Origin of the sequence: Pedobacter fastidiosus, from assembly GCF_014306625.1 — a bacterium.
GTDB classification, from domain to species: domain Bacteria; phylum Bacteroidota; class Bacteroidia; order Sphingobacteriales; family Sphingobacteriaceae; genus Pedobacter; species Pedobacter fastidiosus.
Genome location: NZ_JACRYL010000003.1, coordinates 66,118 through 87,307, shown reverse-complemented (window position 1 = coordinate 87,307; position 21,190 = coordinate 66,118). Strand labels below are relative to the sequence as shown.

The window sequence follows — 21,190 nt, the reverse complement described above, 5'->3', positions numbered from 1 at the left end:
TGGTATTGCAAATGTATTAATTTAAAACAAAGAAATTAAACATTTTGTTTAAAAGCCATAATTTAACACAATTTAACAATAATGTTTGTTTTTCATAGTGTTAAAAATACACAATAATTTGGTTGTGAAATTGTTATAGTTAGTTTACTTTTGCCGCACTAAAAATATCAACGAAGTGTCAAATCATAAAAATGTCAACGCATTAACCGCCGGCGGAGTTCTAATTAGTTTAGGAATTGTGTTTGGGGATATTGGTACATCACCCCTTTACACCTTAAACGCAATTTTTACAACAATTTTAGGTGGCAAGCAAGATATAAACCCAACAAATGTTTTAGGTGTGCTTTCCTGTATTATCTGGACGCTTACCTTACAAACTACAATTAAATATGTGATCATCACATTAAGGGCAGATAATAAAGGAGAGGGTGGGATATTCTCCTTATTTTCATTAGTTCGAAAGAAGGCTAAATGGCTTGTAGTTCCTGCTGTTGTGGGCGGCTGTGCTTTACTTGCAGATGGTATTATTACGCCGAGTATTACGGTAACTTCAGCTATTGAAGGATTAACCAATAAGTTTGATGTACCAGTAATTCCTATTGTAATCTCCATTTTAACCTTATTGTTTATAATTCAGCAATTTGGAACAAACTTGGTAGGCAAATTATTTGGCCCAGTAATGTTTGTATGGTTTGCGGTTTTGGGGGTTTTGGGATTTTCATTTATCGTAAAGGATTTTAGTATTCTTAAAGCATTTAATCCTTATTACGCCATTCACTTATTGGTTACCAATAAATTGGCATTTATAATTTTAGGAGGGGTATTTTTATGTACAACAGGAGCTGAAGCATTATATTCTGATTTAGGTCACTGCGGTAGAAACAACATTCGCATCAGCTGGATTTTTGTTAAGCTTACTTTAATCTTGAATTACTTGGGTCAAGGGGTTTGGATTTTACAGAATGCAAATAGCTACGTGCCTGGCGCTAAAATGAATCCTTTCTTTGAAATCGTTCCAGGGCAGTTTCAAGTTGCAATGGTAATACTAGCTACTATGGCTGCAATTATTGCCAGTCAGGCGTTAATAAGTGGTTCATTTACTTTAATAGCTGAAGCCGTTCGATTAAACCTTTGGCCAAAAATTAGAATTGTATATCCTTCTGTTTCAAAAGGACAATTGTATGTTCCATCTATCAATTGGATGCTTTGGTTGGGTTGCTGTGGAATTGTTTTACTTTTCCAAAAGGCAGAAAAGATGGACGCGGCTTATGGTTTATCTATAACGATAGCCATGTTGATGACCACTATTTTGGTGAGTTTTTACCTTCGAAGCAAGCGCTTTCCGAAAGGACTGGTGTTTACATTCTTTATCACTTACGTAATTATTGAAGGTACTTTTTTAATTAGTAATTTAACTAAATTCTTACATGGTGGTTGGGTAACCGTATTAATTGGTTCCCTATTATTTACCATTATGTGGAGTTGGTTTGTGGCTAGAAAGATCAAAAATCGCTTCGTTAAATATGTTGAAATTGAGGATTATTATCAGATTTTGACAGAGCTAAGTGGTGATGAATCTGTTCCTAAATATTCATCCCAATTGGTGTATTTAACCAGCGCCAATTTTAAAACTGAGATTGAATCTAAAATTATTTATTCCATTATTCAGAAGGAACCGAAACGTGCAGATGTGTATTGGCTAGTTCACGTTGATGTAATGGATGAACCTTATACGTTAGATTATAAAGTTGAATTTTTAATTCCTGGCAAGCTTATTCGGATTGATTTTAGACTTGGTTTCAGAATAGAGCAGCGTGTAAATTTACTATATCGCAAGGTTGTTGAGGAACTAGTTAAAAATGGAGAGATTGATATTACGAGTCAATATACTTCGTTGAACAAACATAAAATAGCTGGAGATTTCCGCTTTGTACTTTTAGAAAAACACTTATCTAAGTTTACTAAGTTGAGTTTCTATGAAAGAACAATTATGGATTACTACTTCATTTTAAAGAAATTAAGTTTATCAGAAGAAAGAAGTTTTGGTTTGGATAGCAGTTATGTTGATGTAGAAAAAGTGCCATTGATATTTGTTACTCCAGATGATATTGAATTACATAGATTGCCAGTTTAAATAATGAGAAATGCACTTTTAATCCTTGCGATTTTATTATTTCTCGCCGGACCACTCGCAAAGTTTTATCATTTTGGTGGTGGAAACCTAATCATTTTATCTTTTGTAGGATTAGGGATTATAACCTTCTTGGCCTTCCAAAAGAAGGCATAATCTGAATATATTACAACCTCAGTCTGTTAAAGGCTGAGGTTTTTTATTGGGTATGAAATTTGTCTTCATCCCATTTTTTAGGATTATTTATGATATAATTTGAGATGTTATAATAAGCATTTTCGTCTCTCATGATATGCTCATAATAATTGCGTTGCCACAATTTTCCCATTGATTTATTTTGCGATTTATAGATTTTCAAACACTCATTTGAAACAATTGATTTGTATGCTCCAACTATATCAGCAATAGTCGGGGCAACCCTAGCGGTTGCCCTATCTAATTTCTGATTTGAAGAATCAGAAATTATTAAATCTTTGTTTTCATTTTCTTCTTGGGCAACCGCTAGGGTTGCCCCGACATCTGACAAAACAATAATGCCATGCATATGATTAGGCATGATTTGAAAAACATCAAGTTCGAAATTTACAAATCTTTCAGAGAGATTTATCCATTCGTTATAGGCTATAACTCCTAATTTATTTAAAATCATTTCATTGCCTGAAACTTTTCCAAATCTATGAAGCCTATCTTCACAACAAATCGTAATGAAATAAGCGCCTGTTTTGCTATAATCATAATCCTTTAATCTTATCGATCTTCGATGGTGAATCAAAGGGTTATACTTCATTTTAGATAGCTCTGAACTTGTGCCAACTTACTATGCCTATACCCATAAGCAAAATACACAACTAGGCCAATTACTAGCCAAATTCCAAAGCCAATCCAGTTTGAGATACCAAGTTCGCACATCATGTAAAGACAGCTAATCAACCCTAAAACGGGAATTAAGGATAAGTTTTTGGTGATGCAATAGTAAGTGATAATTACGCAGATGATTAGGAAAATCCACATTGGTATTTTATGTTTAAATAACCCCCAGCCACTTTCATATTTCTTATCTATAGCCACTTTGGATGCCGAAATAAACTGCTCATAACGATCGCCAGGTAAAGCGCTTAGGTAAGATTCAGCGTCAACTTTATCTGTTAAAATTAATTGTGGCGCTGCGTTTTTAATAATTTCTTCTTTTACAATTTTCAGTTCATCACCACTTAATGAAGTTACGAAAGTTACCGTTTCGATAGTTTTTGGGGAATTTAATAGGAATGCTTTAGTTTCTTTGCCGTATTTTGTAAAGGCAAATGCGATAGTAGCAACAAAAACGATTGGAATAATATATTTACTGTTTGCATAAGGGATTTTAAATTTCCCACGCTGTACATCAGGTCTATTTTGAAGCACCAACACGCCTGCGCAAACCAATACAAATGCAAATAATGTTCCGATAGAACAAAGATCTGTTACAATGGTTAAATTCATAAATAACGAAGGAACTGCAACAACAAAGCCAACAACAATGGTAGCAAAAGATGGTGTTTTATATTTTGGGTGAATTCTAGAAAAAGCCTTTGGCAACAAACCATCTCTACTCATGCTCATCCAAATACGAGGTTGACCCATTTGGAAAACCAAAAGTACACTCGCCATGGCAAATACGGCACTCACGGCAATAATTCCACTCATTAATTTTAAATCAATTTGATCAAAAACAAACGCTAATGGATCACCGACTGCTAACGTATCCGATTTTACAATTCCGGTTAAAACCAGCGCAATTGCTACGTATAAGATTGTACAGATAATAATGGCCCACATCATCCCGCGAGGTAAATCTCTTTGTGGATTCTTACATTCTTCTGCAGTAGTAGAAATGGCATCGAAACCGATGTAAGCAAAAAATACTGCTGACACACCTTTTAAAACTCCAGAAACACCGTTAGGAGCAAATGGATGCCAATTTTTAGTGTCAACGTAAAATACACCTACGGCCAAAACCAAAAGAATTACGGCAAGTTTAACCACAACCATCGCATTACTAGCGTTGCGACTTTCCTTCATTCCGCGGTAAATTAACCAAGTAATTAAAATGATAATGCCCAGAGCTGGAATATCCGCAACTAAGTGGAAGCTACCAATTAATGGAGCAGTAATCCAGGCGTTATTCGCTAGAGCAGTTGCAGAATCTAAATCAGCTATGTTTTTGCCAGCGGCTAAAAGTGCCTCAGCGTGTTTATGTCCGTTATAAGCACTTAAATAATCCATTGTCATCCAATCTGGAACATGGATGCCATTAATCCCGAGAAAGGGTATTTTTATTGTGGAGAGAAGCCCTGTAAAATAATCCGACCAGGAAATCGCTACAGTTATATTTCCGATAGAATACTCCATTATAAGCGACCAGCCGATTATCCAAGCAATTAATTCGCCAAAGGCTACATAAGAATAAGTATAGGCACTTCCAGAAACTGGAACCATAGAAGAAAATTCTGCATAGGCAAAAGCCGCAAAACTACAAGCAACAGCAGTAAAAATAAATAGAAAAATTACGGCCGGGCCACCATCAGCACTTGCTTTACCAATTGTGCTAAAAATTCCAGCACCAATAATCGCTGCAATACCAAATGCGGTTAAATCGCGAACGCCTAAAGTTTTATGAAGTGTATTTTCATGGTCGCCATAACCATTTGCAGCATCTTGTAGTATTTTGGAGATAGACTTCTTTCTAAATAGCTTTTCGAACATCGTAATTTGCTTGTTGTATTCCTCAAACTTAAAAAAATATCGTTTAAAAACCTTCAACGGAGTATATAAATTTCATAACACTCCAATTAGCAGTTAATTATTTGGCTAGAGTGTAATTAAAGATAGGTTTATAGCAGAAAAGTCAAATTCCGTAATTCTTTGTCAAGCATAAATGTTTATTTGATTCGCATAATTTTATAGTCTGATAAAAATTTACTTTTGCCTCTCTTTATCAATCAAAGGATAATTTTAGGTTTAAAAGCACTTTGATTGAAAATAGAATTCAGATAAAATACTATGGCATCAACAACAATAAATACTAAGTACATAAAAGAAAAAAACCAAAGCTTAGCAACTTTACTAGCGTTTGCTTTGATTCCACTTTCGGGTTTTGCAACTGATATTTATATTCCTTCTTTACCAACAATGGCAGGAGAAATGAGCGTCAGCAGTATTCAGGTTCAGCTTACATTAAGTATCTTTTTAATTAGTTATGGGATTTCGCAGCTTTTCATTGGAAGTATTTTAGATAGTTTTGGGCGCTATAAGATTGGTTTATATTCACTTTTAATCTTTGCTGTAGCAAGCATAATTATTGCAACAACTCACAATATTTATCTGATTTATTTAATGAGGGTTGTCCACGGATTAACTGTTGGCGCTATCGTTGTAGCCAAAAGAGCTTACTTTGTGGATTTATTTAGTGGCGATACCCTTAAACATTATTTAAGTCTATTCTCGATCATTTGGTCTACAGGTCCAATTGTAGCACCTTTTATTGGTGGCTATTTGCAAAGTGCATTTGGCTGGGAATCTAACTTTTACTTTTTGGCGGGATTTGCGCTCGTATTTGCACTTTTAGAATTTCTTTTCAGCGGAGAAACCTTAAAGCACTTTACTGATTTCCAACTGAAGAAAATCACAGATATCTACGTCAGCATGATCAAAACCACAAGTTTTACTCTTGGAATTATTATGTTGGGCTTGGCTTATTGTATGGTTATGGTTTATAACATGACGGGGCCTTTTATTATCGAACACGAATTACACCTTTCTCCAATCATCGCTGGTTATAGCTCTTTAGTTTTAGGCTTTGCTTGGATGGTTGGCGGTTTTATCGGCAAAGCAACTATTAACAGGCCATTTTTTAAACGCTTAGCAATAAATTCTTTAATGCAAGTAGTTTTCGTAATTGCTATGATTGTTAGTCTGAATTTTATTTCAAATCTCTACTCGTTAATATTTTTCGCCTTCATTATCCATATTGGTGCTGGTTTTACTTTCAATAATTACTTTACTTTCTGCCTAAGCAAGTTCCCTAAAAATGCTGGGATTGCTGGTGGTTTAACGGGTGGAATTACCTACGTTATTGTTTCATTTTTAAGTTATGGAATTGTAAATATTCTTCCGGCTAAAGATGAACGAAACCTTAGTTTTAGCTATTTGATTATGATTGTAATCTCCGTTTTGGTTATGATTACCATATTGAAACTTAGAAAAAAGGATGAAGTTTTGATTTAATTAATAAGTATGATACTTAGTTTTTAACCACAGATGCACGCAGATAAACACGGATATAAAATCTGCAATCCAACCTTTTTCTGTAGATAAATTCTCGATTAAATAAAAAAAGTCGTAGCGAAATGCTACGACTAGAATATTTCTTAGATCTGTGTTTATCCCTTTTATCTGTGGTTAAAGTTTATTAACCCAATTTCTCCAATTCTTCTTTAACAAAGCTGGCCAATTCTTTTACATATTCAGCACTGAAATCAAATTTGATTCCCGCAGTTTCGTAAATTTCATTCATTGGTTTGGTGTAACCCAAAGCTAAGGCAGCTAAGTATTGTTCTAATGCTTTTTGTGGATTTTCTTTATAGTTTTTCCAAACTGCAATGGCACCTAATTGCGCAATTGCGTATTCAATATAATAAAAAGGAACTTCGAAAAGGTGCAACTGTTTTTGCCAAACATTTCCAAACTCGTGCTCTAAACCTTCCCAATTGGCAAAACCTCCACCAAAACGGTTGTAAATCTGTTTAAAGGTTTCTTCTCTATCTGCTGCGGTATGATTTGGATTGGTGTAAACCCAATGTTGAAATTGATCAATCACTGCAACCCAAGGCAAGGTTTTTAAAACATCTGCCAATTGCTCTTTTTTAGCACGATTCAATTCCTCGGGATTATCAAAATAAACATCCCAATTATCCATAGAGATTAATTCCATGCTCATTGATGCCAATTCTGCAACTTCTGATGGGCAATGCTTAAAATCGTTTAATTCTAAGTTTGCCGTTAAGAAAGTATGAATCGCATGACCGCCTTCATGTACCATTGTGGTTAAATCGCGAAGCGAATTAGCCGAATTCATGAATATAAATGGCGCCCCAGTTTCTGCCAAAGGATAATTGTAACCACCCGGAGCTTTGCCTTTTCTGCTTTCTACATCAAACAAATTATTGGCTTTCATTGCAGCCAATTTTGCACCTAGTTTCTCATCAATCGCATTAAAACAAGCGATGCTTTTATCAATTAGTTCTTCACCATCGTTAAAAGGTTTTAAAGCTGGTTTCCCACTAATACTAACTTCTAAATCCCAAGGTTTTAAAACCTCTAAACGCAATGCCTCACGGCGTTTTTCTGCCTGTTCTTTCAGGATCGGAACAATTTCTTTCTCAATCGCATTGGCAAAATCATAGCAATCTTGTGGTGTATAATCAAAGCGACCTAAAGCTTGAAACATATAATCGCGATAGTTTTCAAACCCAGCATTTAATGCCACCTGATTGCGCAAACGAATCAATTCATCGTATAAAATATTTAAGTCGTCTTTATCAACTAATCTGCGTTGCTGAATGGTTTTCCAAGCATTTTCTCTAACCTCGCGGTTTAAATCTTTAACAAAGATTGATGCCTGCTCCAACGTATATTCTTGACCATTAATTTCAACGCTCATTGCGCCGGTAATGCCTTGGTATTTCTGTTGTTTAACTTGAAGTTCGGTAAACAGCTCAATGTTTTCTTCTCGATAAAGTTCTAATGCTTTTTTAATCGCCCTGCTGTAAACGAAGAATTTTTCTTTGTCCAATTCGTCCATATAAGGGCTATCGACAAATTTTTTGTTTAATTCGTTGGCCAAAGGAGAAATCTTCGGATCAATTTCAGTTGCAAAATATTGGAAATTTTTAACCAACTCCTCATTTGCAGTATCGCAACTCATTTTAATGTATCGCCATGCGAAGTCCTCCTCTAAAGCGGCTTCCATTTCAGAACGGTCTTTTAACCATTGTTCCAATTCGGTAACATTATTAAGCTCACGATTTTGTAATTCGGTAAAAAGAGGTTCAAGGCTAGTCCAGGTAATGGCTAAATCTTGAGGAATATATGTTCTAGGTTTTTTGCTGATAATCATAACTATGGAATTCTATTATTTTTATTTAGTTCTCAAATAAGCATCCAGCAGAAAGCAAATTGCAAAAACTACAGACGCCATTCCATTTGTGGTTGCGAAGGCTTTATTTACTTTGCTTATATCGTTCGGTTTAACTAAAAGATGCTGATAGGTTAATGCAAAACAGAAAAATGCTACACCTATATAATATACCCAACTAAAAGAATGTGGCATTAAAAATATGGGTGCAATTACGCAAGCTGCAGAGAAAATGTGCAATACAACGGAAACATTAAGTGCATTTTTAATGCCTAGCGCCGATGGAATTGAGTGTAAATTTTCTTCCCGATCAAAGTCTTCATCCTGCAAGGCATAGATAATATCAAAACCACCAACCCAAAATAATACCGCAAACGAATATAAAACAGGTACTAAGGCAAAATGTCCGGTAACCGCAATGTAGGCGCCAATAGGAGCGAGGGATAAGCCCAAACCTAAAACCAAGTGACAAAGTGCTGTAAACCTTTTGGTGTAACTATAAAATAAAACTACAAACAGTGCAATCGGCGATAAATAGAAGCAAAGACTGTTAATGAAAAAGGTGCTCACTATAAAAAATACGCAGTTTGCAATTACAAATATTAAAGCCTCGTTAGCCGAAATTTTCCCAGCAGGGATGTCACGCATTTTCGTTCTAGGATTTTTAGCATCGATGTTTCTATCCAAATAGCGATTAAATGCCATTGCCGAATTTCGAGCGAAAACCATGCAAAGTAAAACCAAAATTAGTTTTTGCCATTGAAACGGATTTTCGGTTGTGGTTACACCCAAAAAGAATCCAATCATTGCAAATGGCAAAGCAAATATAGAATGTGCGAATAATACGAGTGAAAAGTATTTTTTCATTGATAACAGGTTAACTGCTTTAATTGTTAAATTGTTTGGATATTTAGCCCTCAAAATCAACTAATGACTATTGAACCAATTTTAAAATTTTTTATAATCCGTTGGGATAACGAAATCTTTATTTACCTCGCGGATGAAATCCAAAACTTCATCTTTCCCAGTTCCTTTTTCTGCCGAAGAAACAAACGTTGAAGGAATTTCCTCGAAAAACTCGCCTAGCTTTTTCTTAAAAGCAGCAACGTTTTTCAATGTAGTCGTCATCCCTTGTTTATCAGCTTTTGTAAAGATCAAAGAGAAAGGGATTTGCTTTTCACCCAACCAATAACAAAATTCGATATCAATCTGTTGAGGATCTAATCTACTATCAATCAAAACAAAAATGCATTGTAAGCTTTCTCTCTTTGTGATATAAGCACGGATAAACTTTTCCCACTTCTCTCTACTCGTTTTCGAAACTTTCGCGTAACCATATCCTGGTAAATCGACAATATACCAAGACTCATTAATTAAAAAATGATTAATTAATTGAGTTTTTCCTGGCCGTTGAGACGTTTTTGCTAAACCATGCTGATTAACCAACATATTTATTAAAGAAGATTTGCCCACGTTTGAGCGACCTATAAAAGCGTATTCAGGCATTACCGGTGGTGGTAGAGCCGAAATTTGGGTGTTGCTGCAAACAAATGTTGCCGTTTTGATAACCATTTCGCAAAGGTAGTAATTTTGTAAGGATGGTTAAGCGTTTGAAATGTTTAACTGGTTAACTGTTGTGCATTTGACAATTAACCGATTAAAAATGGCTAGGCTTTGAAATGTTTAACTGGTTAACTGTTGTGCATTTGACAATTCACCGATTAAAAATGGTTAAGCGTTTGAAATGTTTAACTGGTTAACTGTTGTGCATTTGACAATTAACCGATTAAAAATGGCTATGCTTTTGAAATGTTTAATGTGTTAATTGTTGCGCATTTGACAATTAACCGATCAAAACAATTTAAACAGTTAAACAATAAACTTATCTTTGCCTCACATCATGAATCAGAACATCACTCCATATCAAGTAGCAGATGCGACCAAAAAAGAGCAGGTTGCAACCATGTTTAATAACATTTCGGGCACATACGATTTTTTAAATCATTTCCTTTCTTTAGGGATTGACGTTTTGTGGCGAAAGAAAGCGATTAAGGAATTGGTTTCTACTCACCCAAGAATAATGCTTGATGTTGCCACCGGAACAGGAGATTTTGCTTTTGAAGCAATCAAGAAATTGCATCCAGAAAAAGTTATCGGTGTAGATATTTCTGAAGGCATGCTAGAAGTAGCAAAAAAGAAAATAAACGATCGTAGTCTGCATGAGGTATTTTCCGTTCAATTAGGCGATTCTGAAGGTTTGCATTTTGAGAATGATACTTTCGATGCCATTACTGTAGCTTATGGTGTTCGCAATTTCGAAAATCTTGAAAAAGGCCTAAGCGATATGTTTAGAGTTTTAAAACCAAATGGTAAAATTGTAGTATTAGAATTTTCTAAACCTAAAGCATTTCCTGTAAAACAGTTATATAGTTTTTATTTTAAACAGGTTACGCCATTCTTCGGAAAACTGTTTTCTAAAGATAGTCGGGCTTATACTTATTTGCCAGAATCTGTTGCTGCTTTTCCCGATGGAAATGATTTTACAACTTTAATGGAAAAAGTGGGCTTTAAAAGTACCAAACAGAAAATTTTGACGTTTGGAATAAGTTCGATATACACCGGTACTAAATGATCAGAAAATTAAGCCTCATAATCTCCCTCTTCACAATTTCTACAACTGCTTTTGCTCAAAATTGGGGCGGGGGTGTAGATGACGAGGATTGGACTTGGGGTTTTAACTTTCAATATATTTCTGCCGAATACAAGATTCTTAAAAAACCAACCTGGCGAAACATTTACCTCGATCCTTTAGATGGTTCTCCGGTAACTTCGGCACCGCTTTCTATTTCAAGTCCACCGTCTCAAGGTTTTGGTTTGGGCTTTGTAATGAATAGAAATATCAATGATAACTTCGATATCCGTGCAACTCCATCTTTAATTTTTAGCGATCGGGTTGTTCGATATGAATATGAACCACTTCCGCCTGTTGATTTGGGTAATGGTCAAACCAAAAACTTTCAGTCATCTATCGATAAAAAGATCCAATCTACCATGTTCGAATTCCCTTTGGGATTGAAGGTGAAATCTAACCGAATGAACAATTTTAGGGCCTATTGGTTGGGTGGAATGAAATATTCTATGGATATCGCATCTAAAAAGAAAACTTTTGATGAAGGCGAAACGCCTATAAACAAGTTGCTGAAAAGCCAACGGAGCTATCTTTCTTACGAAACTGGCATTGGCTTCGATCTGTATTTCGAATATTTCAAAATGTCGCCAGAAATTAAACTTTCATATTCTACAAGTGATTTGCTTCAACACGATGATACTGCTTTCGCGAATCCGATAGATAAGTTAATGTTGCGTCAATTAACGTTCAGTTTGATTTTTCAATAGTCGTACAAAACAAAAAAACTTACCTTTGCTGGCGTTGGTAAATCATTAACGCGTTGTTAATTTATTTTACCGAGACTTAAAATTCATAAACATGTCTAAAATTGCATTAATTACAGGCGCAACTTCTGGTATCGGCGAAGCTTGTGCACATATATTTGCTCAGCAAGGTTATAATTTAATTTTGTTGGCTCGTCGTGAAGATCGCTTAGCAAAAAATGCTCATCATCTTGAAGATAAATATGGCATTACCATTAAACAGGTTTTAGCTGATGTTCGGGAAAAAGAAAATCTTTCGACAGCATTAGAAGCTCTCCCTGAAGAATGGAAGAAAGTTGATGTTCTGATTAATAATGCAGGTTTAAGTCAGGGTTTAGATCCTATTGATAAAGGAAATACCGATGATTGGGATACCATGATCGATACCAATGTAAAAGGATTGCTTTACGTAACCAAAATCGTTTCTAACTGGATGATTCCGAATCAATCCGGTCATATCATTAACATAGGTTCTATCGCTGGAAAAGAAGTTTATCCAAACGGAAACGTATATTGTGCAAGTAAACATGCCGTTGATGCTTTGAGTAAAGCAATGAGAATAGATCTTTTGCCTTATGGAATTAAGGTTACCGAGATTAATCCAGGTATGGTAGAAACCGAATTTTCTGTCGTTCGTTTTAAGGGCGATGAAGAAAGAGCAAAAAAGGTTTACGAAAATTTCGAACCCTTAATTGCTGATGATATTGCCGATGCAATTTGGTACGTGGTAAGTAGACCTAAGCATGTAAATATTAATGATATGTTAATTATGCCAACAGCGCAAGCAACAGCGACAATTGTAAATAAAACCCCCTAGCCCCTGAGGGGGGAATTAAGAACTGGGAGTATTTAAACCAAATAATTAAACTTAAGAATGGAGGCCCCTTTAGGGGTTTGGGGTATGATATCAAATACAATAGATCAAGAAATAAAAAAAGCCATGTTGGCTAAAAATAGTGCTCAATTAAGAGGCTTAAGAGCAATTAAAGCAGCTTTGCTTTTGGCTAAGACAGAAAAAGGATCTTCGGAAGAAATTACAGAAGAAACTGAATTGAAAATTCTTCAGAAACTAATTAAACAACGCCGTGAATCTGCTGATATCTACAAACAACAAAATCGCGAAGATTTATTCCAAGTAGAAGAAGAAGAGATTGAAGTAATTAATCAATTCCTACCTCAACAACTGAGTAGAGAGGAAGTTGCTGTAATTATTGAAGACGTAATCAAACAATCTGGCGCAACATCAGTTAAGGATATGGGAAAGGTTATGGGCATGGCTAATAAAGCACTCGCAGGCAAGGCTGATGGAAAATTGATTGCGGAGCTGGTTAAAGAAAAACTGGCGTAGTTTAGTTTCAAGACCAAGTGAAAAGGACTAAAGCTTAATAGGCTACAGTCGAAGATTTAGGTTATAAGTACGGAGAAGTGCTCCTTCATCGCTTATAATTGCCTCTTGATACTTTAATATATGTTTTTGTACCGTTTTCGATTTTATTTCAATAAAATGGCACAGAAATGCAAAAATTTAATTTTACTCTACTAACTTAGTAGCAAAGTACCATCTCGAATATAATATGACCTACCAGATAATAGAAGAAGACGGATTTAAATTCATAGAAGCCGGACAAGGTGAAACGCTGGTATTACTACATGGCTTAATGGGCGAATTGAGCAACTGGGAGCTGGTTATTGAACATTTCAAGGATCGTTATCATGTTGTTGTTCCAATATTGCCAATTTACGATTTGCCTATTTTAACCTTAGGTGTTAAAGCATTGTCAAGATACGTACATCGTTTCTTGAAATATAAAAACTATAGTCAAGTAGTGCTTATTGGAAACTCTTTAGGTGGGCATGTTGGTTTGGTATTTACCGTTGCACACCAGGAATTTGTTAAGGCATTGGTGCTTACCGGGAGTTCTGGTTTGTACGAGAATGCATTTGGTGGATCGTTTCCAAAAAGAGAAAGTTACGATTACATAAAAGAGAAAGTAGAATTTACTTTCTACGATCCTGCAACAGCAACAAAAGAACTTGTTGATGATGTTTTTAAAACCGTTAATGATCGTTCTAGGGTAATTCGAATATTAACCATGGCAAAATCGGCTATCCGACATAACATGAGTAAAGAGTTATCAAAAATTACCATTCCTGTTTCTTTAATTTGGGGTAAAAACGATAAAGTTACGCCACCAGAAGTTGCAGAGGAGTTTCATCATTTATTACCCAATTCAGAATTGAACTGGGTTGATAAATGTGGCCATGCGCCAATGATGGAACATCCAGATGTTTTTAATAATTACCTAGAGAAGTTTTTAGATAGAATATTACTTAAATAATGTTTGCCGAAGAAATCATATCAAATGCAATATCACCTTTAAGAACCGATGACACGGTGCAAAAGGCTTTAGATCGTATGAACGAGTTTAAACTAAAGCATATGCCGGTTGTTAACGATGGCTCTTTTTTGGGTTTAATTGCCGAAGATGATTTGTTAAACCTTCGTGATCATGATACTTTAATTAAAGATATTTCTGTAAATCTGCTCAACGTTTTTATCTTAAAAGATGCCCATACTTATGATGTAATCAGATTGTTAAGTCAGCTTAAATTAACTGCCGTTGCTGTTTTAGATGCGCAGAAAAACTACGTTGGTTTAATCTCGATTAATAATATGATTGATGCCGTTGCCGAACAATATGCGGTTAATCAACCTGGTGGAATTATCGTTCTGGAAATCAGCAATCGCGATAATTCTTTAGCGCATATTTCACAAATTGTGGAGGCTGATAATGCACAAATCTTATCATCTTATGTAAATTCTTTCGAAGATTCTACTCGATTGGAAGTTACCCTAAAGATAAATAAAACCGAAGTAAGTGGTCTTGTTGCTTCATTTGAGCGATACGATTACCTAGTGAAAGAAGTATATAACAATACCCAAATTGATGATGGTTCTCAGGAACGATACGATTCTTTCATGAACTATTTAAATGTTTAAACCCTAATTATGAGGATTGCAATTTACGGGAGGGATTTTAATGATTCAGTTTTACCTTATATTCAAGAGGTTTTCGATCATTTAAAAAGTCATAACATCCAACCCGTTTTACACCATAAATTTAAAAACTCTTTACACGGCAAAATTAAATTGCCAGCAAATACGGTCATTTTTCATAATCATGACGAACTTAAACTCCATGCCGATGTGCTCTTGAGCTTGGGTGGAGATGGAACTTTGCTGGATACACTTTCTTTAATCCGTAACTCGGGCATTCCCGTGATCGGAATCAATTTTGGCCGTCTGGGGTTTCTCGCCAGCATCAATAAAAATGAAATTGGTTCAGCTTTGCACGCACTTATTAATGGAGAATATACGTTAGATACACGTTCCCTTTTGGTGCTTGAATCTGAAAATGGTTTATTTGGAGAAGAGAATTTTGCGCTTAACGACATTACCATCCACAGAAGAGATAATTCTGCCATGATGATTATCCATGCTTCCATGAATAACGAATTTATTAATTCTTATTGGGCAGATGGATTAATTATAGCAACGCCAACGGGGTCTACAGCTTATTCTTTAAGTTGTGGCGGACCAATTATTTATCCAGATTCTGAAAATTTTGTAGTTACACCAATTGCACCGCACAACTTAAATGTTAGGCCTGTTGTTGTTCCCGACGATAATTCCTTGTCTTTTGAAGTTGAAGCTCGTGAATCCAAATTTTTGGTTTCATGCGATAGTAGAACCGTTACTGTAGAACGATCAGTAAAAATTACCATAAAAAAAGCCGATTTTTGCGTAAATCTTATTCGCCTTAACAATGAAACGTACTTAAACACGTTAAGGAATAAATTATTATGGGGCATTGATACCCGTAACTACTAAGTATGACGCTAAACAAACTCCTATTAATCATCCTCTTATTCTTTTTCGGTGGACAGCTTGCTCATTCGCAAACTGCCAATTGGGAGCTCGGCTTAAATGCCGGCGGAGCTGGCTATATGGGCGATTTGAATCAGAATAATCCCTTGAAAATAAGTGGTTTTTCTGCAGGTGCTTATGCAAAACGCAACTTTAATCAGTACTTGGGTCTTCGTTTTAACTATACCTATGGCCAAATTCAGGCAAAAGATTCAGAATCTAGCAACGAACAATTTCGTGAACGTAATTTGAGTTTTAAAACCTCGCTTAATGAGTTTAGTGCTTTGTTGGATTTTAATTTCTTCGATTTTAAACTAGGCGGAGGAACAAGGCAATTTACACCCTACCTTTTTATGGGGGCTGGTGCGGTTATTTTTAAGCCAACTGTTAAATATGATGGAAATACTTATCGATTAGATCGATTGGGTACTGAAGGTCAAGATTACGCCTATAGCACTGTCGTTTTAACCATCCCTTATGGAGTTGGTTTGCGTTATAATTACAAAGATACCTGGAGTGTTTTTACAGAAATAGGGTATAGAACACCGTTAACCGATTACATTGATGATGTAAGTGGCAGTTATCCTGTGAGACAAGTTGTTGTTGGAAACCCGCCAAATCAACTCAATTTAACCGACCCTTCCCTTAACCAGACTGGATACGCAGGAACACAAAGAGGCGATTTTAGAAAAAGAGACACTTATCTATTTGTTAGTGTTGGCATATCTTTTACCTTTGTATCCTCAAAATGCTATTCCTTTTAAGCTGATTTTGATATAATTAATGGGATTTAAAGAACAAATAGACTATAACCGCCTGCCAAAGCACATCGCCGTAATCATGGATGGTAACGGGCGTTGGGCAAAAGGCCAAGGCAAAATGCGTGTTTTTGGTCATGAACATGGCGTGTTATCTGTAAAAGATATTGTGGAAGGTTGTGTAGAAGTGGGGATTGAATATCTTACTCTTTATGCTTTTTCTACAGAAAACTGGAACAGACCAAAAGAAGAAGTAGATGCTTTAATGCAGATTTTGATTTCGACCATCAATAAAGAAACCGAAACACTTAATAAAAACAATGTAAAGCTTAATGCTATTGGCGATATTAAATCATTACCGCAAGAATGTATTGATGATTTAAAAGAGGCGATGGCTAAAACGGCCCACAACGAGAAATGTACTTTAACACTAGCTTTAAGTTACAGCTCGAAATGGGAGATAGTAGAAGCGGTAAAGAAAATTGCATCAGCAGTTAAAGATAATACAATAACATTGGATGATATTGATGAAAAACTCTTTTCATCAGAGCTAACAACAGTAAATATTCCCGATCCCGAGTTAATGATTAGGACAAGCGGGGAGCACCGAATCAGCAATTATTTGCTTTGGCAAATGGCTTACACGGAGTTTTATTTTACTGATGTTTTATGGCCGGATTTCAGACGTGAAGATCTTTTCGAGGCCATTGTAGACTATCAAAAACGCGAGCGCCGTTTTGGTAAAATTAGCGAACAATTAAACTAATTTTTCTTTTAACACTTTTTAACAAGCGTTTAAACTAACTTAGCACCACTTTTATACGATAAATGAAACCACTTACAAGGGAAACTAAATAAAGTAATTTTGCTTTATAAAACATTGTTACCTTCGTGGCCATTACTGAACAAATTATTTTAATGAAAAGAATATTTCAAGTTTTAATCCTACTCGTTTTAGCATCTCCGGCCTTTGCTCAAATACGTCCACAAGGTCAGGCACCGGCAACGCCTTCATTAAAGGTTGGGGGCTTAGATCTCGATTATTTCAGTCCTAAAGAATTTATTATTGGCGGTACTACAATTTCTGGAACTCAGTATTTGGATAAAGAAGTTTTAGTTACGCTATCTAAATTAACCAAAGGTGATAAGGTTGTTCTTCCAGGTGAAGCTACAGCAGATGCAATTAAAACGCTTTGGGCACAAGGATTGTTTGACGATGTTAAATTAAATATCGAAAAATTTGTTCAGGATACAGTTTATTTTGAAATAGAAGTTGTTGAGCGTCCGCGTTTAAGTTCTATTGATTTAAAAGGAATTAGTAAATCTCAAAGAACAGCCATTCAAGAAAAACTGAACGATAAGACTGGGAAAATTGTAAACGACAACTTATATAATACAACATCAGCTATTGTAAAAAAATATATGTTGGATAAGGGTTATTTCTTTACCACAATTGATTACAAAACCCGTAAAGATCCGAATGCAGAAAACAGTGTTGTTTTAGAAGCTTATATCGATAAAGGAAGTCGTGTTAAGGTTCAGCATATTGATTTTACTGGTAACAAAGATTTTAAATCAGCAAAGCTGAGAAAATACCTTAAAAGCCCGAAACAGTTTGCATGGTGGCGTTTTTGGGGTTCTGGCAAATTTGCAAAAGAAAAGTATGATGAAAACAAGGTAAAAATGATTGCTAAAATGCATGAAAAAGGTTACCGTGATGCTGAGCTTTTAAAAGATACCATTTCTCAATACAATAAGAAAAAAGTTAACATTAGAATGGATTTGTATGAAGGCAAGAAATATTACTTCGGTAATATTACTTGGGCGGGTAATGCAATTTATCCTGATAGTGTTTTAAATAAAGTATTAACCATTGAAAAGGGTGATCTTTTTAGCGAAGAAAAATTAAATAAAAAACTTAACGGTGGTGGTGAAAACGGTGGCGATATTAACAGTATGTACACTGATAATGGTTACTTAACTTTTAATATTGACCCGGTACAAACCAAAATTTACGGCGATACAGTAGATGTTGAAATGCGTATGTATGAAGGACCTCAATATACCAACAATCGAATTACTTTAAAAGGTAATACCATTACCAATGATAAAGTGGTTTTGCGTGAGATTCGTACCAAACCAGGACAAAAATTTAATAAAAGTGATTTAATTCGTACCATTCGTGAGATTGGCCAATTGGGTAACTTTGATGAATCTAAAACAGTTCCAACTCCTCGCCCTAATCCGGCAGATGGAACGGTTGATATTGAATATGCTGTTGAAGAAAAACCTTCAGATCAGATTGAGTTATCAGGTGGTTTTGGTGGTGGCCGTATTATAGGTACATTGGGTTTAACCTTTAACAACTTCTCTTTACGCAACTTATTTAATTTAAAAGCTTACAAACCTTTACCAAAAGGAGATGGGCAGAAATTAAGTTTACGTGGACAAACAAACGGCAAGTATTACCAATCTTATAGTTTCTCTTTCTCTCAACCTTGGTTTGGTGGCGAGAAACCAGTTAGCTTTGGTGTAAGTGCATTTACTTCATTACAATCTAACGGTTATGATGAGGCAAGTTCTTCTTATCAAAAAATTCGTTTAAATGGTGTAACTGTAAGTTTGGGTAGAAGATTAAACTGGCCAGATAACTACTTCCAATTAAGCCATGCAGTTAATTTACAACAGTATATTTTAAATAACTACACAGGTTACTTATTTAGTACGGGTACATCTTACAACTTAAACTTATCACAAGAGATCAGTCGCGATTCAAGGGATTCACCTATTTTCCCTAAATCGGGTTCATTCCTTCGTTTCACCATTCAGGCAACGCCACCATATTCATTGTTTAACAAAACAAATTATGCAACGGCATCTGATAAGGAAAAATATCGTTTCACTGAGTATCACAAATGGAAATTCGATTCGCAATGGTATCAACGCGTTGTTGGAAACTTGGTTATTAAAGCACAAGCACAATTTGGTTTCTTAGGTCAATACAACAAAGCAGTTGGTCAATCGGCATTTGAGCGTTTCAAATTAGGTGGTGATGGTATGCAAGGGTTTGACTTCTTACAGGGTTCTGAGTTAATCGCAATGCGTGGTTATGCTAATAATACAGTAATCCCGGTAGGTTCTGATCCAACAATTGCACAACAATCTGGTAGCCCGATTTATACTAAATATGTTTTAGAGGCACGTTATCCGGTAATTGCAAGTCAGCAGGCAACAGCATTCGTGTTGGCATTTGCTGAGGGTGGTAATACTTGGAATAAGTTTAACGACTTCAATCCATTTAACATTAGAAGATCAGTTGGTGTTGGTGCCAGAATCTTCTTGCCAATTTTTGGTTTGTTGGGTATTGATTATGGTTACGGTTTCGATAAGATCCCTGGTTTACCAGATGCAAACAAAGGACAGTTCCACTTTAGTATCGCACAACAATTAGGTGGATTTTAATTGATAAATAATAAAAATTTAACTATTTATGCAATAAAACATATCAAGTTGAGTTTATAGAAAGCTTAGGTTATTGCTAATCATTAAAACACACACAAAATGAAAAAATATCTTTTTATCGCATTTTTACTTTGCACAACTTTCGGAGCCTTTGCACAGAAGTTTGCTTATGTAGATACGGAGTATATCCTTAAACATTTGCCAGAATACAAATCGGCATTAAGCCAGTTGGATGTTGCTTCAAAACAATGGCAACAGCAAGTTGATCAAAATTTTGGAGAGATCGACAGAATGTACAAAGCTTATCAGGCAGATCAGGTTTTATTAACGGATGATATGCGTAAGCGTCGTGAAAACGAAATTATTGAAAAAGAAAAACAGGCGAAAGAATTTCAACGTCAGAAATTTGGACCAGATGGAGAGCTTTTTCAAAGCAGAACAAAACTTATTAAGCCCATTCAGGATAAGGTTGCTGATGTAATTAAACAAATTGCCAAAGCAAAATATCTAGATTTCATTTTTGATAAGAGCAGTGAAGCAACCATGATGATTTACGCAAGCAGTAGTTACGATGTTAGTAATGACGTGATTGTAAAATTAGGTTACAAGCCGGGAACTGCGAATAATTAATTATATTCGCCCCTTGATTTTTAGGAAAAACAATTAAAAAAATAAAAAAGTAAAATAGAACGATGAGAAAGTTAATTAACGTATTCTTTGTAGCAGCAGGTTTATTGTTTACAGCGAATATGGCAAATGCACAACAAAAATTGGGTCACATTAATTCGGAAGAGGTATTTGCAAGTTTGCCTGAGGCTAAAGCTGCTCAAACTACTTTAGAAGGCTTAGGTAAAACCAAACAAGCTGATATTGATGGCATGATCAAAGAATACCAAACTAAATTGGCAGCGGCACAAGCTAAAGAAAAAACTTTAAGTGAAGCAAACAAAGAACAAGTAGGCAAAGAATTGCAAGTTGCAGGTCAGGAATTACAAGATCTTGAAAAACGCATTACTGATGCACGTACAAAAGCATCACAAGATTTAAGCACAAAACAAGGTGAGTTATTCGAACCAATCCGTGTTAAAGTTGGAAACGCAATTTCTGCAGTATCTAAAGAAAAAGGATTAGCTTACGTTTTCGATATTTCAAACGGACAAGGTGGAAACAACTTAGTTTTCTGGGAAGGTGGTGATGATATCACTGCAGCAGTTAAAACTAAATTAGGTGTATCTGCAACAGCAGCAAAACCAGCAGCACCAAAAAAATAGTCGTCAATCCTGAGTCGTTTGACTCAAGTGAAAATT

The 21,190-nt window shown here is 35.5% G+C and carries 19 protein-coding genes; 14 read left to right on the top strand and 5 right to left on the bottom strand.

Going from position 1 to position 21,190, the window contains the following annotated elements; translation table 11 throughout:
- The first annotated feature begins 175 nt into the window (after positions 1–175).
- Entirely contained in the window at positions 176–2,134 is a 1,959-nt protein-coding gene (locus tag H7U22_RS04035) for a KUP/HAK/KT family potassium transporter (protein ID WP_187070063.1), read from the top strand.
- 196 nt (positions 2,135–2,330) lie between these two features.
- On the opposite strand, the gene H7U22_RS04030 is transcribed toward H7U22_RS04035, so the two are convergent.
- Both H7U22_RS04030 and H7U22_RS04025 read right to left on the bottom strand, forming a co-directional pair.
- A complete protein-coding gene (locus tag H7U22_RS04030) occupies positions 2,331–2,918 on the bottom strand; it encodes a transposase (protein ID WP_187070062.1) in 588 nt (195 codons plus the stop codon).
- On the bottom strand, positions 2,915–4,873 hold the full coding sequence (locus H7U22_RS04025) for an amino acid permease (RefSeq protein ID WP_187070061.1): 1,959 nt from the start codon (positions 4,871–4,873) through the stop codon (positions 2,915–2,917). The genes H7U22_RS04030 and H7U22_RS04025 overlap by 4 nt, the downstream gene beginning before the upstream one ends.
- A 297-nt stretch (positions 4,874–5,170) precedes the next feature.
- Between H7U22_RS04025 and H7U22_RS04020 the strand changes: the two genes are divergently transcribed.
- Positions 5,171–6,394, top strand: a complete 1,224-nt coding sequence (locus tag H7U22_RS04020; protein ID WP_187070060.1) for an MFS transporter — start codon at positions 5,171–5,173, stop codon at positions 6,392–6,394.
- 184 nt (positions 6,395–6,578) lie between these two features.
- Here H7U22_RS04020 and H7U22_RS04015 read toward each other — a convergent pair whose 3' ends face one another.
- The 3 genes from H7U22_RS04015 to yihA all read right to left on the bottom strand — a co-directional run bounded on the left by H7U22_RS04015 (position 6,579) and on the right by yihA (position 9,875).
- Complete coding sequence (locus tag H7U22_RS04015) at positions 6,579–8,285, bottom strand: M3 family oligoendopeptidase (protein WP_187070059.1); 1,707 nt, start codon at positions 8,283–8,285, stop codon at positions 6,579–6,581.
- Between the two features lie 21 nt (positions 8,286–8,306).
- Complete coding sequence (locus H7U22_RS04010) at positions 8,307–9,170, bottom strand: UbiA-like polyprenyltransferase (RefSeq protein ID WP_187070058.1); 864 nt, start codon at positions 9,168–9,170, stop codon at positions 8,307–8,309.
- Between the two features lie 81 nt (positions 9,171–9,251).
- The gene (yihA, locus tag H7U22_RS04005) at positions 9,252–9,875 is read right to left on the bottom strand and encodes a ribosome biogenesis GTP-binding protein YihA/YsxC (protein ID WP_187070057.1); all 624 of its coding nucleotides are present in this window, start codon (positions 9,873–9,875) and stop codon (positions 9,252–9,254) included.
- A 328-nt stretch (positions 9,876–10,203) separates the two neighbouring features.
- Between yihA and ubiE the strand changes: the two genes are divergently transcribed.
- The 12 genes from ubiE to H7U22_RS03945 all read left to right on the top strand — a co-directional run bounded on the left by ubiE (position 10,204) and on the right by H7U22_RS03945 (position 21,154).
- Entirely contained in the window at positions 10,204–10,935 is a 732-nt protein-coding gene (gene ubiE / locus H7U22_RS04000; protein ID WP_187070056.1) for a bifunctional demethylmenaquinone methyltransferase/2-methoxy-6-polyprenyl-1,4-benzoquinol methylase UbiE, read from the top strand.
- Positions 10,932–11,699 (top strand): type IX secretion/gliding motility protein PorT/SprT, encoded by a 768-nt coding sequence (porT, locus tag H7U22_RS03995; RefSeq protein WP_187070055.1) that lies wholly within the window; start codon positions 10,932–10,934, stop codon positions 11,697–11,699. The genes ubiE and porT overlap by 4 nt, the downstream gene beginning before the upstream one ends.
- 91 nt (positions 11,700–11,790) lie before the next feature.
- Positions 11,791–12,552 carry an SDR family oxidoreductase gene (locus H7U22_RS03990; RefSeq protein WP_187070054.1) on the top strand — a complete coding sequence of 254 codons (762 nt, stop codon included), beginning with the start codon at positions 11,791–11,793 and terminating at the stop codon, positions 12,550–12,552.
- A gap of 84 nt (positions 12,553–12,636) precedes the next feature.
- Positions 12,637–13,083 carry a GatB/YqeY domain-containing protein gene (locus H7U22_RS03985; RefSeq protein ID WP_187070053.1) on the top strand — a complete coding sequence of 149 codons (447 nt, stop codon included), beginning with the start codon at positions 12,637–12,639 and terminating at the stop codon, positions 13,081–13,083.
- 226 nt (positions 13,084–13,309) lie between these two features.
- Entirely contained in the window at positions 13,310–14,074 is a 765-nt protein-coding gene (locus tag H7U22_RS03980; RefSeq protein ID WP_187070052.1) for an alpha/beta fold hydrolase, read from the top strand.
- Positions 14,074–14,736: a CBS domain-containing protein gene (locus tag H7U22_RS03975; protein WP_187070051.1), complete on the top strand. Its 663-nt coding sequence runs from the start codon at positions 14,074–14,076 to the stop codon at positions 14,734–14,736. The genes H7U22_RS03980 and H7U22_RS03975 overlap by 1 nt, the downstream gene beginning before the upstream one ends.
- 9 nt (positions 14,737–14,745) lie before the next feature.
- On the top strand, positions 14,746–15,627 hold the full coding sequence (locus H7U22_RS03970; protein ID WP_187070050.1) for an NAD kinase: 882 nt from the start codon (positions 14,746–14,748) through the stop codon (positions 15,625–15,627).
- Positions 15,628–15,629: 2 nt separating this feature from the next.
- Positions 15,630–16,427, top strand: coding sequence for a type IX secretion system protein PorG (gene porG, locus H7U22_RS03965; RefSeq protein ID WP_187070049.1), 798 nt, complete (start codon positions 15,630–15,632; stop codon positions 16,425–16,427).
- Between the two features lie 19 nt (positions 16,428–16,446).
- Positions 16,447–17,187, top strand: a complete 741-nt coding sequence (locus H7U22_RS03960; RefSeq protein ID WP_187070048.1) for an isoprenyl transferase — start codon at positions 16,447–16,449, stop codon at positions 17,185–17,187.
- Between the two features lie 152 nt (positions 17,188–17,339).
- A complete protein-coding gene (gene bamA / locus H7U22_RS03955; protein ID WP_187070047.1) occupies positions 17,340–19,883 on the top strand; it encodes an outer membrane protein assembly factor BamA in 2,544 nt (847 codons plus the stop codon).
- Between the two features lie 99 nt (positions 19,884–19,982).
- The gene (locus H7U22_RS03950) at positions 19,983–20,513 is read left to right on the top strand and encodes an OmpH family outer membrane protein (RefSeq protein ID WP_109931306.1); all 531 of its coding nucleotides are present in this window, start codon (positions 19,983–19,985) and stop codon (positions 20,511–20,513) included.
- A gap of 62 nt (positions 20,514–20,575) precedes the next feature.
- A complete protein-coding gene (locus H7U22_RS03945) occupies positions 20,576–21,154 on the top strand; it encodes an OmpH family outer membrane protein (protein WP_187070046.1) in 579 nt (192 codons plus the stop codon).
- The last annotated feature ends 36 nt before the right edge of the window (positions 21,155–21,190 follow it).